Source organism: Cellulomonas xiejunii, assembly GCF_024508315.1.
In the GTDB taxonomy this organism is placed as follows: domain Bacteria; phylum Actinomycetota; class Actinomycetes; order Actinomycetales; family Cellulomonadaceae; genus Cellulomonas; species Cellulomonas xiejunii.
Genome location: NZ_CP101987.1, coordinates 4080488 through 4094153 on the forward strand (window position 1 = coordinate 4080488; position 13666 = coordinate 4094153).

The 13666-nt window shown below is 72.3% G+C and carries 13 protein-coding genes; 5 read left to right on the forward strand and 8 right to left on the reverse strand.

Translation table 11 applies throughout. The features are described from left to right. Positions 1-54: 54 nt before the first annotated feature. The gene (locus NP048_RS18805) at positions 55-201 is read right to left on the reverse strand and encodes a helix-turn-helix domain-containing protein (RefSeq protein ID WP_227576842.1); all 147 of its coding nucleotides are present in this window, start codon (positions 199-201) and stop codon (positions 55-57) included. Positions 202-448: 247 nt separating this feature from the next. Beyond that, a complete protein-coding gene (locus NP048_RS18810) occupies positions 449-2047 on the reverse strand; it encodes a TROVE domain-containing protein (RefSeq protein WP_227576843.1) in 1599 nt (532 codons plus the stop codon). 725 nt (positions 2048-2772) lie between these two features. Here NP048_RS18810 and NP048_RS18815 point away from each other — a divergent pair. Continuing rightward, positions 2773-3141 carry a hypothetical protein gene (locus NP048_RS18815; RefSeq protein WP_227576844.1) on the forward strand — a complete coding sequence of 123 codons (369 nt, stop codon included), beginning with the start codon at positions 2773-2775 and terminating at the stop codon, positions 3139-3141. Then, positions 3141-3818: a 4'-phosphopantetheinyl transferase family protein gene (locus NP048_RS18820; protein WP_227576845.1), complete on the forward strand. Its 678-nt coding sequence runs from the start codon at positions 3141-3143 to the stop codon at positions 3816-3818. Before NP048_RS18815 ends, NP048_RS18820 begins: the two co-directional genes overlap by 1 nt. A gap of 39 nt (positions 3819-3857) precedes the next feature. Here NP048_RS18820 and NP048_RS18825 read toward each other — a convergent pair whose 3' ends face one another. Genes NP048_RS18825 through NP048_RS18850 form a run of 6 tightly spaced genes read right to left on the reverse strand, consistent with a single transcriptional unit; the run spans position 3858 to position 9500 of the window. Continuing rightward, positions 3858-5507, reverse strand: coding sequence for a class I adenylate-forming enzyme family protein (locus NP048_RS18825; protein WP_227576846.1), 1650 nt, complete (start codon positions 5505-5507; stop codon positions 3858-3860). Positions 5508-5527: 20 nt separating this feature from the next. Continuing rightward, positions 5528-6199 (reverse strand): methyltransferase, encoded by a 672-nt coding sequence (locus NP048_RS18830; protein ID WP_227576847.1) that lies wholly within the window; start codon positions 6197-6199, stop codon positions 5528-5530. A 59-nt stretch (positions 6200-6258) separates the two neighbouring features. Further along, the gene (locus tag NP048_RS18835) at positions 6259-6774 is read right to left on the reverse strand and encodes a beta-ketoacyl-[acyl-carrier-protein] synthase family protein (protein WP_227576848.1); all 516 of its coding nucleotides are present in this window, start codon (positions 6772-6774) and stop codon (positions 6259-6261) included. Beyond that, positions 6771-7874: a beta-ketoacyl-[acyl-carrier-protein] synthase family protein gene (locus tag NP048_RS18840; RefSeq protein ID WP_227576849.1), complete on the reverse strand. Its 1104-nt coding sequence runs from the start codon at positions 7872-7874 to the stop codon at positions 6771-6773. The genes NP048_RS18835 and NP048_RS18840 overlap by 4 nt, the downstream gene beginning before the upstream one ends. Continuing rightward, positions 7871-8170, reverse strand: a complete 300-nt coding sequence (locus tag NP048_RS18845) for a hypothetical protein (RefSeq protein ID WP_227576850.1) — start codon at positions 8168-8170, stop codon at positions 7871-7873. The genes NP048_RS18840 and NP048_RS18845 overlap by 4 nt, the downstream gene beginning before the upstream one ends. Beyond that, a complete protein-coding gene (locus NP048_RS18850; protein WP_227576851.1) occupies positions 8100-9500 on the reverse strand; it encodes a class I adenylate-forming enzyme family protein in 1401 nt (466 codons plus the stop codon). Before NP048_RS18850 ends, NP048_RS18845 begins: the two co-directional genes overlap by 71 nt. A gap of 413 nt (positions 9501-9913) precedes the next feature. Between NP048_RS18850 and NP048_RS18855 the strand changes: the two genes are divergently transcribed. Genes NP048_RS18855 through NP048_RS18865 form a run of 3 tightly spaced genes read left to right on the forward strand, consistent with a single transcriptional unit; the run spans position 9914 to position 13655 of the window. Next, positions 9914-10057 carry a hypothetical protein gene (locus tag NP048_RS18855; RefSeq protein WP_227576852.1) on the forward strand — a complete coding sequence of 48 codons (144 nt, stop codon included), beginning with the start codon at positions 9914-9916 and terminating at the stop codon, positions 10055-10057. Beyond that, entirely contained in the window at positions 10054-11886 is a 1833-nt protein-coding gene (locus NP048_RS18860; RefSeq protein WP_227576853.1) for an ABC transporter ATP-binding protein, read from the forward strand. Before NP048_RS18855 ends, NP048_RS18860 begins: the two co-directional genes overlap by 4 nt. Beyond that, on the forward strand, positions 11883-13655 hold the full coding sequence (locus NP048_RS18865) for an ATP-binding cassette domain-containing protein (RefSeq protein ID WP_227576854.1): 1773 nt from the start codon (positions 11883-11885) through the stop codon (positions 13653-13655). The genes NP048_RS18860 and NP048_RS18865 overlap by 4 nt, the downstream gene beginning before the upstream one ends. Positions 13656-13666 lie beyond the last annotated feature (11 nt).

The following is a 13666-nucleotide window of genomic DNA, read 5'->3' on the forward strand; positions in this document are numbered from 1 at the left end:
TCGCCGGCGCCGTCCTCAGGTGGGCGCTCAGGTGACGCGCCGTGCGGACGGCCGTCAGCGGGACCGGCGCGTGACGAGGGCGACCAGCTCCCGGCTGCAGCCCAGCGCCTCCGCGATCGCGGAGTAGCTCCACCGCGCGGGGTCCTCGGCGCGGAGCTGGAGGATCAGGCGGTCGCGCTCCAGGCGGTACCGCGCGGCCACCTCGTCGGCCTCCGCAGCCTTGCGATGGAGCTCGCGTGCGCGAGCGGCACGAGGATCGGAGGCGCCCCGACGGGACGCCCGCAGAGGCGTGTCCGAAGGTGCGGGCGCCGACTGTGCGCGCGCCGACCGCGCACCGGCGGACCGTGCGGGCGTCGATCCTGCAGACGCCGGCCGTGCGCGCGCCGACCGTGGGGCGGCCCCGTGCTCGGGGCCGCCCCCGGCCGATGCGTCGGACCCGTGCGGGGCCCTAGAGGCCACGCGCGAACTCCGTGATGAGCGAGGGCACCGCGCCGTCGAAGCCGACGACGTCGAGCATCCCCGCGTCCGACGGGTCGGCGATCGAGAAGCCCGTCGCCGTCATGCCGACGACCACGAGCCGCGCGTCGATCCCCGACCGCCGCCGGTACTCGGCGAGCGCCTGGTGCGGGTGCACCCTGCCCGCCCAGGTCTCGTTGTCCGTGTAGACCACGAACGTGTCGACCTCGGCGCCCTGCTCGGTCGCCCACACCATCGGCAGCGAGCAGTCCGTCCCGGCCATCGGCATCGCGTCGACCACGCCCAGGGCGTCGTCGAGCCGCTGCCGCGGCGAGATCGCGAGCGGCCGCAGCGCGCTGTTGTGCCAGCCGCTGCCGCCCGACCGCGTGGTGAACCCGACGGCGGACGCCGCCGGCTCCGTCGCGAGCTGCACCAGGGCCAGCGCGGCGGACGCCTCGCGAGCCGTGATCGGCATGCCCGAGATCGGCGCCGCCATCGACCCCGAGACGTCGACCGCGAGCAGCGTGCGCTTCCCGGACGGCTCGACGGCCCCGAATGCCGCGTAGAACGCGGCATCGAGGGCGTCGGTCACCTTCCGGCTCGGCGTCCACTCGCCGGCGCCGCGGGCCGACCGCCCGGAGGCGTACGTCCGCTGCGCCACGAGCACGTTGACCGGGTGGACGCGTGCCGACCGCAGCCGGCCGGGGTCGACCAGCTGCGCGACGACCTCGTCGGTCCGGCCCCCGAGGTCCGGGAGCATGCCGAGCCGCGTGAGCCGAGGCAGCTGCCGCATCAGCGCCGTCTGCGGCACGCCGACGTCGAGCAGCGCGTCCCAGACCGCCACCTCGCCCAGCGCCGCGTCGGGGAGCATCTCCCACGACAGTCGGTGACGCCGGACGAGGTCGACCCACACCGTGGTCTCCGTCGCGGCCTGCGCCGCCACGAAGCCCTCGACGAGCGTCGGCGTCGCGTCACCGACCGAGCCGCGGACGATCCAGTCGAACGTCGCCCGCAGCTCCGGCGAGGCCGTCGTCGGGTGCGCCAGGCGCAGCAGGTCGCGGTGCGACCAGCCCTCACGTTGGCGGTACTTGACCGCCTGGTACGCGAGGGCGTCGGCGTCCTTGGACGTGTACCAGCCGCCGACGGCGCGCCGCAGGCCCCGGCCCCACCCGCGGAACTGCTCGACGTAGCCCGCGAACAGGAACAGGTGCGTCCCCGTCCGGGCCACGGCCGGCAGCGCCGCGAGCGCGAGCTGTGCCGACTCCGGCACCGACGCGGCGTACGCCAGGGCGAACAGCGCGGGGTTCTGGCGCGGGGCGGCGCCACGGACGGACACGTCGACGATGGTGCTGACCAGCGTCTCGGGGTCCTCGCGGGCCATCCGCCCGACGACCTCGGCGTTCTCCCGCGCCAGCTCGCGCGGCGCGGCGTAGTAGGTGCCGCCGTCCACGCCGAGGGTCAGGAAGCGCCGCAGCCGGGCGACGTCGTCGAGCACGAACGCGTAGCCACCGGCGGCGTTTAGCTCCTGGCGGGTGTCGGCGCGCTCGCGCTGCGGCGTGCGCCGCAGTCCGAGCGTGCGCAGGACGTCCATCGGTCGTTCCTCTCGGTCGGTCGTCGGGGCGGTGGCGGGCGTGGTGCGCGCACCGGGTGGCCCCGGCGAACCGGGCTGCCCTCTCCCGAGGGCTCCCAGAGAGGTGAGGAGAACCGATCCGCTCCGGCCCACCACCGCTCCGACGTGGGTGGAGCGGGCGTGTGGTCGTGTCCCCGGTACGGCGGCTCGCGCCGCCGGGCAGTACCCCGAGGGGCCGGGGGTCGAACCCGCACTGCCATCACCAGGTAACCGAAGACACTCCGGCCCGCTCCGGGGAGGCTCGGGTGGGCGTGTGATGACGCCGGACTCCTGCTCTTCCATCTGAGCTACGTCACCGAGGTGACGGCGGGACTCGAACCCGCGACCTGGCCAGTGACAGTGGTAACCGACAGTCTCCGGCCCACCCGAGTCTTCCCCTGTGCTGTTGTCGTCGAGGACTGTAGGGGTCTACACAGTGCCGCTGGTAGCGCTTTTCGCCGGTGTTGCCTGGTCGGACGAGCGAGCCGCGCGCACGGGGGCCCGGGCGGCCGTGGGGTGGCCGCCCGGCGCAGGACCTCGTACTCCTGCTCCAGCAGCCGGATCCGCCGTTTGCCTCCCGCAGCTCGGCCGACTCCGAGCGGGTCACCGACGCGCCGGTTGCCATCCGGCGATCGAGAAGATGAAGGAGAGTCTCCGGGAGGTCGACCGTTCCCGGTGCCATCACGAGGTCGCCTACGCTCCTGAAAGTGCTCATCTGGATCAACGGCGCGTTCGGTGCAGGCAGGACCCAGACCGCGTTCGACCTCGGACGTCGGCTGGTCGACGCGCACGTCGCCGACCCTGAGCTCCCCCGGCTCGCCCTGCATCGGACGCTCCCGCCCGCAGCCTTTCATGACTTCCAGGACCTCACCGCGTGGCGTTCGGCCGTCGTCGACGTCCTGCAGCAGGCCGAGGCCGCCCACGCCGGCCCGGTGCTCGTGCCCATGACGATCGTGCGTGACGACCACGGCGACCACATCGTCGGCGGGCTGCGTTCCCGCGGGGTGGAAGCGTGCCGCGGCACGCGAGCGGAGGGGATGCGCGGACCGGACGCCCGCCGACGTGCCGTCCCGTGATGCGCGAGCTGCTGCCCGACTCCGTGGTGTGCGTCGAGACATACGGTGACGCCCGCCCGGACGGCGCGTCGCTGCACCCGGAGGAGGCCGTCGTCGCCGCGCGCTTCGCGGACAGGCGTCGTCGGGAGTTCGCCGCCGTGCGTGCATGCGCGCGCTCCGCGATGGCGACGCTGGGCCTGCCGGCACATCCGGTGCTCCCCGGGGAACGCGGCGCACCGTCCTGGCCGACGGGTGTCGTCGGCAGCATGACCCACTGCGACGGGTACCGCGCCGCTGCCCTGGCCCGGAGCGAGGAGCTCGCCTCTCTCGGGATCGACGCCGAGCCTCACCGTCCGCTCCCGCAGGGAGTGCTGCGCCTGGTGTCGTTGCCCTCGGAGCGCAGCCGACTGGCCGAGCTCGCCGTTCGGGAGCCCGCGATCCACTGGGATCGTCTGCTGTTCAGCGCCAAGGAGTCCGTCTACAAGGCGTGGTTCCCGCTGACGGGGAGATGGCTGGACTTCAGCGAGGCGGACATCGAGGTCGGTGGCGACCTGACCCGGGCGGCGTCCGGCCACTTCCGGGCTCGGCTCCTCGTTCCGCCACCGGTCGTCGACGGACGTCCCCGCGGATGCTTCGAGGGACGGTGGACGGTCCGGCAGGGGCTGGTCGCCTCCGCCGTGGTGGTGCCGCACCGGTGACCGGGCCGCCACGGTGGTCGCCCGCGGCGTCCCCCGACGCTACTCGACCGCGCCCGGCACCTCGGGAGGTGTGACGGTTGCCGCGTACGTCTGACGCAGCGTCCGCTTGAGCACCTTGCCGGTGACACCGACCGGCACCGACGTCGGGGCGCCTGCCCGGACCTCGGCCAGCGGCGGTCGGCCCAGCCCGGCCAGGACCTCGTTGATCCGGTCGAGCATGCCGTCCGCGCTGTGCCCGTGCTGCAGGTGCACCAGCGCGACGGCACCCGTCACACCGGCGTACTCGGCGGCCACGACCACGCAGTCGTGGACCTCCGGCAGGTGGGCGAGCAGGATCTCCTCGGTGAGGACCGAGTAGACCGTGCCGCTCGCGGTGGGGATCGCGTCGACCTCCCGGTCGACGTGGAAGAACCGGCCGGCCTGGTCCCGGTGGACGAGGTCTCCGGACAGCCAGTACCCGTTCAGCAGGCTCCGGTACGTCCTGTCCGAGTCGTTCCAGTAGCCCGGCGTGACCGACGCGCCCTTCACGCCGAGCAGCCCGACCTCGCCCGTGGCGGCCGGAGTGCCGTCCGGCCGCAGGACCGCGACCTCGACGAACGGCTGCGGGACCCCGAGGCAGCGGTGCGGCGGGACGACCCCGGGGATCGTGATCATGCTCAGCACGCCACCCCAGCCGAGCTCCGAGGAGCCGAAGCCGTCGACGAACATCGAGCCGGCGACCTGCCGCGTGCCGGCCTGGTGCCGGCCCCGCCCGACCAGCCGGGCGATGTGCGCGTGGTGGGAGGCGTCGCCGACGCTCACCCACCGTTCGACCAGGTCAAGACCCGGCGCGTCGCTCTCCTGCAGCGCCAGCTCGGCCATCGTCACCGCGAAGCCGACCACGATGGTCGCGCCGTAGCGACCCGCCGCGTCAGCCACGGCCCGGCCGCTCCGGTCGGACATGAGCACGAGGGGGACACCGGAGAGCATCGCCAGCAGCGCGTAGCCGATGGCGGACCCGTGCGACTGGGGAAGCGCCGACAGGATCAGCGACTCCGGGTGGTCCCTGAACCGGGTCAGGTGGCCACGGATGCCCACCATCATCTGCTCGTGGGCCCAGATCACAGGCTTGGGCGTCCCGGTGGTCCCCGACGTGTGGCACACGAGGACCGGATCGCTCGCGGAGTGACGGAAGGCCGGCGGCACCGCGGCGTCCCCCGGCAGGTCGACGGAGTCGATCGACGACACCCAGAAGGTGTCCCCGAGGTCCCGGACGCCTGCGAGCCGGGCCAGCCGGACGTCGTCCGTCTGCAGCCCGGCAGGGGCGGTGCGCTCGAGGTAGGTGAGCACGACAGCGGGATCCATCTCGCCGTTGACCAGCACCGCGATCGCACCCAGTCGGCTGAGGGCCAGGTAGTGCACCAGGCTGTCGGCACCCTCGCTCACGTACACTCCGACCCGGTCGCGCGGACCGATGTCGCGCGCTGCGTACCAGGCACTCCACGCGCCGACCAGCTCAGTCAGCCCGGCCAGGCTCAGCTGCTCGCGCCCGACCCCGTGCGCGTCGCTCAGCGGCCGCTCGACGAACAGGTACGGCGCGTCGACGTCGGGGCTGATGCGCATCGCCGTCTCGAGCGCGTTGCCGGCGCCCAGTGTCGTGTCGGCGGCGACGGCCTCCCGGACGTCGACCGGGACGAAGGTGGTTCCCACGGTGCGGTGCCTCCTGTCCGTCATCGTGGCAGCAGCTCGAGGAGCTGGTAGTCGACGCCGCTGACGAGGTCCCCGGAGGTGCGCAGGACCGAGATCCGGTAGCCCGCGTCGGCGGCAAGTCGTGCCAGGGCGTCGTGGTCACCGAGGTCGCTGAAGCCGAGCAGCAGGCGGCCCGCGGCGGTCAGCCGGGCGCCGGCCTGGAGGAGGTACCGCTCGTGCGCGCGGTACCCGGGATCGAACACGGCTCGTCGCAGGTGCTTCCGTCGGTCGTCCTCGACCGGCCGTGCGGCGGAGCGCTCGTCGATGCCCGGATCGACGAACGGGGAGTTCCAGAAGACCACGTCGAAGCGTCCCTGCGGCGGCAGGCCGTCGAAGACGTCTCCGCGGTACACCTCTACCCGATCGGACACCGCGTGGCGGTCCGTGTTGAGCCGGGTGTTCTCGACGGCCGCCGCGCTGATGTCCGTGGCCGCCACCCGGGCGCAGCCCCTGAGCGCAGCCTCGACCGCCGTCACCCCCGTCCCGCACCCCACCTCGAGGAACGAGCCGCCGACAGGGAACGGGATCGACTCGGTGAAGAATCCGGTCGAGGCGCAGTGCGTCGGAGCGAACACCCCGGGCAGCAGGTCCCACTCACGGTCGAGCAACGGGAACGTCGTCTGCGCTGTGACGGCGGCGGTGGTGCTGCTCACCAGCCAGGTCCCGCGCACCACGGAGGGCCTCGGCGGGGCGGGGCGAGGAGTCGTCGTCATCATGCCTTCCGGTCGTTCGGCCACCGCACCAGCTCGGCACCGGCGGAGGACGGGGTCGGGTCGGGTGCCATCTCCACCGTCACAGCGAGGACCCAGTCGACGTCGCCGTCGGCCAGCAGGACGTCGGCCACCTCCCGGACCTCCGCGCGCGCGTCGTCGGTCACGGCAAGGCAGCTGACCGGACCGGTCAGGCCGTAGTCGCGGGCGACCTGGCCCAGCACGGCGGTCGGCACGACCTGGTAGAAGAGGATCGGGCTGACCCGCCCCTGGTCCACCTGCTCGACGGAGAGGTCCAGGCTCACGGTGTCGAACCGCCGGGAGCCCAGGACGATCGCCACCCGGTCGCCGACGCCCTCGAGCAGGTGGGAGCCGCGCGGGTCGCCGACGCACTCACGTACGGCGGCGTACACCAGGGGCGCGAAGTCCGAGGCCATGAACCCGACCAGCGGTGTCAGGTCCGGCCCGGCGTGCACCTGGGCATTCGCGACGACCTCGACGGCCGTGGGCGCCGTCACGCCGCGGCCAGCAGGATAGCCGCGTTGACGCCACCCACCGAGGAGTTGAGGCTCAAGGCGTACGGCACGTCGACGTGCTCGGGTGCGTTGACGTGCCGGAGCGGGTGGCGCTCGTCGGGTCGACGCAACCCCGCCGTCGGTGGCAGCAGGGACGAACGGATCGCCAGCAGCGTGATGACCGCCTCCAGCGCGCCGCTGGCTTCCAGCGCATGACCGGTCGTGCTCTTCGTCCCGCTGACGAACACCTTCTCCGCCTGCGCGCCGAGCGCTGCGTGCAGCCCGGCGGCCTCCCCGGCGTCGTTGCGCGGTGTGCCCGTACCGTGCGCGTTGACGTAGGTGAGCCGGTCGGGGCCGATGCCCGCTCGTCCGAGGGAGCGGGTGACGGCCGCGGCGATCCCGGCGCCCGCGGTGTGGGGCTGCGCGACGTGGAACGCGTCGTCGGTCATCGCCCAGCCGGCGATCCGGGCCAGCGGCCGCGCCTTGCGTGCGCGGATGCTCTCCCCCGACTCGAGCAGCAGCATGGCACCGCCGTCCCCGAGCAGAACTCCTTGACGGTCCTGGTCGAAGGGCCGCAGCCGGCCGTCGGCGGCGAGTGCCTGGGCGGCGTCGAAGAGGTGGAACGCCTGCCGGTCGACCAGGAAGGCGCCGCCCGCGAGCACGGCCGCGCTGGCACCCGTGCTGACCAGCTGCGCGCCGTGGATGATCGCGTTCGCGGCGGCGCAGCAGGCGTTGACGAAGGTCCGCCTGTGGTTGGCCAGGCCGAGGCGGGCGGCAACACGCTCGGTCGTCTCCGCGGGCGACTCCGGCTCCACGCCGGGTGCGCGCAGCTTCGAGGCCATCACGACGGGGAGCTGTGAGGGGTGGCGCCAGCCGGCCATGTCGAGCGCCTGCTGCGCGCAGGCGCTCGCCACGTCCGCCGTCTGCCAGCCGTCCGCCCCGGGGAACGTCGCCGCCTGGTCGGTGCGGCACCGGGAGACGTCGAACCGGGTGACCGGACCGAACGCGGGCGATCCTGCGAAGACGCCGTCGAGGAGCACCTGCGGCCCGAGGCCGAAGGCACTGAGCACACCGAACCCGCTGACGTAGACGTCCGTCGTCACTCGGCGCCCACGCGCAGGCTCCGACTAACGAGCGCATGCAAGCTGGCCACCGAGTCGATGTCGGCGGTCTCGCCGCTGAGCCTCACCACGACGCCGTGGCGCTCCTCCAGCAGGTGCTGGATCCAGATCGCGGCGTAGGAGTCGATGACCAGCAGGGTGTCGTCGTCTATCGTCTCGGGCAGGCCCGCGCTGGCGCAGTCGGCCAGGACGGCGAGGATCTCGTCCTTACTGATCTCCAGCGTCGTCGGCTGCTGGTCTATGCTCTGCGACGGCAGAGAGGAGCTGCTCTCGGTCACGGACAACCTTCCCGGTCGGTGTCTGGATCAGTCGGTCGTGCAGGTAGTAGCGCTTCGGGGACTTGAGAGGGTTCAACCGCTCCCGGCTCCACGCGGCGAGCGCCCGGTCCGTCAGCCCGGGACGGGCTGCCACGTGCGCCTCGATCACGTTGCCGAACGTCACGACGGCGTTCAGGACGTCGGGGTGCTCCTGGAGCACCTGCTCGACCTCCATCAGGTCGATCTTGATGCCACCGACCGCGACGACGGAGTCCGCCCGGCCGAGGATGGTGACCGCGCCGCTGACCTCGTCGACGCGGGCGCGGTCGAACGTCCGCAGCCAGCCGTCCGAGAACCGGTCGACGCCGTCCTCGACGAGGTACGGGCTCCGGGGCAGCCAGACGTGGAGCTCGTCGTCGGACGACCGGACGGTGATGCCGGGCGCGGGGCGGCCGACGGACGGCGCCGCGAACCGCCCGGTGAGGTCGGCCGTCACCACGCCGGTCTCGGTCAGGCCGTACACCTGGCCGAGCGGGCAGCCGCTGGCCTGCTGGAACCGCTCGGCCACCGCCGGGCCGGTGATCATGCCCGCGCTGGTCGCGACGCGCAGGTGCGGCATCCGTGGCAGGCCCGCCGTTCGGCCGAGCATGTCGAAGTGCGTCGTCACCCCGAACACCGCCGTCGGCTCGAGCGCGGTGGCCGCACGGACGACCGCGGCCCCGTGCTGTGCCGAGGGGAACAGGACGGGCATGCCGGTCGCGAGGCCGTACAGCACGCCGCCGACCAGTCCCCAGGTGTGGACCGGTGAGCACAGCAGGAGGAGCCGGTCGTCGGCGCCCGGCATGTCGTCGACGGCGGCGTACCGGTCGATCTCGACGTCCAGCGAGGCAGCCGAGCGCCCCACCACCTTCGACTGCCCGGTCGACCCGGAAGTGAACTGCACGAGGCGGACGTCCTGGGGCAGGGGCACGCTGCCCGTCATCGCCTCGACCACCAGCTCCGAGCGGGCCGTGAAGCGGGTCGCGGGCATCGGTGCCCGGACCCGGAACGCCGGGAGGCACAGCCGCGCCAGCTTCTCGGTCTCGGCCTCGGTCAGCCGGTGGTCCAGCAGCATCACCGCCGCGTCGTGCCTCCAGATCGCCAGGAGCAACGCGAACAGGGAGGCGCCGGGGGCGAGCTGCACGGCGACGCAGTCACCCGGCCGGACACCGGTCGCGACCAGCAGGTCGAGGCACCTGCCGATCTCCTCGTGCAGCGCCCGACGGTCGAGGGTTCCTGCCTCGTCGACCCATACCGGCGCATCGGAGTTCGACCCGGACAAGCGCTCGCTCAGCTCTGGCGCGGACCGCACGATGTATGTCCCCTGTTCCCGCGCATCGCGAATCATCGTCTTCGGCGATCCTGTGAGGATGCGGCCCACGGGCATCACATTCGACGGTCAGGACGAGGACGCCACCTTCCACCGACCGGGAGTCAAGTGTCAACTCCACAGGACGTCGTCGTGCCATAACACACCTCACGGATTCGCCGCCCGGACGACCACTGGTTGACGACTCGGATGGGCCTCCGGATGTCGATCAGGACGTCCACGGACGACCGCTGAAACCTGGTGGCGTCGCGCCAGCCCTGGTGTATGTTCTGGTGCCGGCCCGCCAGGCACCGGCTGCCGCCCTGGACAGCGCACCGGGAATCCCGGGAAGACCATCGCAGGCACAGGTCCGGCCCCCGAGCAAAGACACGAGTCACAGTCTCCGAGGAGTCGGCATGATTGACCTGGAAAGGCGCGCCGAGAAGGCCTCCACACATCGTGGAGGCGACTTTGGACCGCCCCTGGACGGTGATCGCCCGGCTCCTGTCGGCGTCATGGCGACGAGCACCGGCGACCTCGACGACGAGGAGAATTCGTGACCACGGAAGAACGACAGGCGCCCCCGGCTCAGAGGTGGGCGACCACCTCGCTGATCCGGTACGCGTTCACCGTGGCGCCTGCGGCCGCCACCGTGACCGCAGCCATGGCGGTCGTCGCCGGCGCCGCCCCCGTCGGCATCACCATCGCCATCGGTGAGCTCATCGACGGTCTCACCCCGGCCATCGGCGGCGGTCTGGACACCCCTGCGGCGCGCGAGTGCTACGCCTGGGTCGCTCTGATCGTCGTCCTGTTCTTCGTCACCCACCTGGCCGAGTCGGCGCGGACCTCGCTCGGCCGAGCCGTCGGGCGCCGGGTCACCGGCCGGCTCGGCGAGCGTGTGATGATGGCAGCGTCGCAGCCGGCGACCATCGGCCACCTCGAGGACTCCGCCTACCTCAGCCGCATCGGACGCGCGCGCGGCGCCGGGACCATCGACATGCCCCCAGGGGAAGCCGTCTTCGGGTACTCCACCAGGGCCTCGCTGTGGGTGTCCAGCATCGGCTTCGCCGCCCTGCTTACACAGGTCAGCTGGTGGATGGGACCGGTCGTCCTCGTCGTCTTCGTGGTGATCCACCTGCGGCTCGTGCGCAATTACCGGACCGCCGTCATCGAGAGCGTGAACCAGACGAAGAAGCTCCGGCGGACGTCATACCTGCGGGACGTCCCGACCACGCCCGACGCGGCGCGGGAAGTGCGTCTCTTCGGCCTGACGGCATTCTTCCGTGACGCCTACCAGGCGCAGTGGCGCCCCAACATGGTGGAGGTCTGGCAGCGGCGGCGCGAGCACCGCCTGTTCGTCGTCGTGGTCGTCCTGGTCACCGGGACCACGGTCGCCTCGATCTTCTACTACCTGGGACATCGAGCGGCGACCGGCAGCACGACGGTCGGTGATCTCGCAATGGGAGGACTGGCCATCCGTGGTCTCCTCCAGGTCCTGCGGGCCGACGACGACGACCTGCGTATGGGTTTCGGCTCGAAGGCCGCCACCGAGGCGCTCTCGTTCCCGGCCGTGACCACCACCACGGACCCGGAAAGGGAGCCCTGGGAGACGCCCGCTGCGACCATCTCCTGCGAGGACCTGCACTTCCGGTACGGCGGTGCGCAGGACGACGTGCTGCACGGCATCGACCTGGTCGTCCCCGCGGGGCAGTCGCTGGCGATCGTCGGTCTCAACGGTGCAGGAAAGACGACGTTGACGCGGCTCATCGCCGGGCTCGACTCCCCCGGCGGAGGCACCGTACGGGTGGGGCAGAGCCCGATCGACGACTCCAACCGTCGTCGCTGGCAACGTCAGGTGGTCGGGGTCTTCCAGGACTTCGGCCGCTACGAGCTCACGGTCCGCGAGAACATCGCCTTCGGTTCGCTGGTAGACGCCGACGACGAGGACGGCCTGCGTGCCGTGGCCCACCAGGCCGGCCTCAGCGGCTTCATCGAGCGCCTGCCCCACGGCTGGGACACGGTGATGTCCAGCGCGTTCACGAACGGCGTCGAGGCCTCCGGCGGCGAGTGGCAGCGCATCGCCATCGCCCGTGCGCTGTTCGGCCTGCGGCACGGCGCCCAGCTGCTGATCATGGACGAGCCGGCGGCCAGCCTCGACCCCCGCGCGGAGGCCCAGCTCTACGACACCTTCCACGAGCTCACCGCGGGCGCCACCACCATCGCCATCTCGCACCGTTTCGCCACAGTGCGCAAGGCCGAGCGGGTCGTGGTACTCGACGAGGGCCGGATCATCGAGGACGGCACGCACGACGACCTGATGGCAGCAGGTGGCCGTTACGCCGAGCTGTTCCGACTGCAGGCCAAGCGGTTCGAAGAGGTGGCATCGTGATCAGCGCCGTACGTTTCGTCCTCCAGATCGCCCCGAGGACCGACCGGTTCCGGACCGCGGTCGTGATCGCGGTCGCGCTCCTGGAACCCGCCACCGGGGTCGGCCTCGCGCTCCTGCTCGGACTGATCAGCGAGATGGCGACCCAGCAGTCGACCGGCGGCGTGCTGCTGATCGCGCTGTGCGTGGCCGTCTTCGTGATGCTCACGCAGGGCACGTTCATCGCCGGGTACTTCACGCGCCTGCGGTTGCAGGAGGAGATCCAGAACGAGGTCGACCGTCAGTTCATCGACGTGGTCGGCACGACGCCCACGCTGGAGGTCCACGAGCGCTCGACCCGCTCGGACAAGGCGGCGCTGGTGCATCGCGCCCGCGGTCAGATCGGGCCGGGGTTCGACCGGCTGATGTGGCTGGGCGGGGCGGCGCTCGCGCTGGTCGCCTCGGCGGTCCTCATGGCCTCGGTCGTCCCCGTCCTGGCCGTCCTGCCGCTCTTCGCCGTACCCACGGTGCTGGCGACGCAGGCCGCGGACAAGAAGCGGGGTCAGGCGGAGCGGCGCGTCACGCCCCACACCCGGCTGGCCGATCACCTGTTCTCGCTCGCGACGACCGCGGCGCCGGGTCGCGAGACCCGCCTGTTCGGGCTGGCGGGCGAGCTGCGGCGCAGGCACCGCGTGGCCTGGGACGCAGGGGGCCAGGACATCGCACGGACCGACCTGAAGGCCCGGGTGCCCGTCGCTCTGGCGTGGCTGCTCTTCGTGCTGGCCTACGCCGCCGCGGTGGTCCTGATGGTGCGGGCCGGTCTGGCGGGCGAGGCTTCGTTGGGTCTCATCGTCGCCGCCGTCGCCGTCACCAGCCAGGTGACCGGGCAGGTGCACAGCCTGCTGAACCTCACGTACTACACGCTGGAGTCCCTCCGGGCCGCGCGGGCGTTCCTCGACGTGATCGAGGACGGCGCCGCGGAGCGTTCCGCCGTGGTCCCACCCGCGCCGGCTACGGTCCCGGCGCGGCTCGAACGCGGCATCACGGTGCAGGGCCTGAGCTTCCAGTACTGGAACCGCGACAGGCCCTCGCTGAGCGATATCGACCTCGAGCTGCCGGCCGGGGCCGTGGTCGCGCTCGTCGGAGAGAACGGCGCCGGGAAGTCGACCCTGGTCAAGCTGCTCAGCGGCCTGTACCGACCTACCGAGGGTCGCATCCTCGTCGACGGCGTCGACCACGCCCAGTTCGCACCCGAGGAGTGGCGGGCCCGGCTCACGGCGGCCTTCCAGGACCCGGCACACATCGAGATGCACCTCGGGGACGCCATCGGGCTGGGTTGGCTCGAGCACCGCGACGATCCTGAGCGGATCGCGGCGGCACTGCGGACGGCCGGCGGTGAGCGGCTCCTCGCCGCCGCGCCCGACGGCCTGCAGACGCGCCTCGGACGCGTGTCCTGGGACGGCAAGGGCTTCTCGAGCGGGCAGTGGCAGACCGTCGCCAACGCGCGTGCGGCCATGCGAGAGGCACCGCTGCTGCGGCTCCTCGACGAGCCGTCCTCCAGCCTCGACGCCCGCGCCGAGGAGGCGATGTTCCAGCAGTACGCCGATCTGGGCCGGCTCGAGGGCGGTGTGACCGTCTTGGTGACACACCGTTTCACCACCGCACGGGCAGCCGACCTCATCGTCGTCCTCGAGGGCGGCCGGGTCGTCGAGGTCGGTACGCACGAGGTGCTGAGCAGGTCCGAAGGACCGTACGCCGAGCTGTACCGCCTGCAGGCCCGCTACTTCGTCTGACCGGCGGCGTC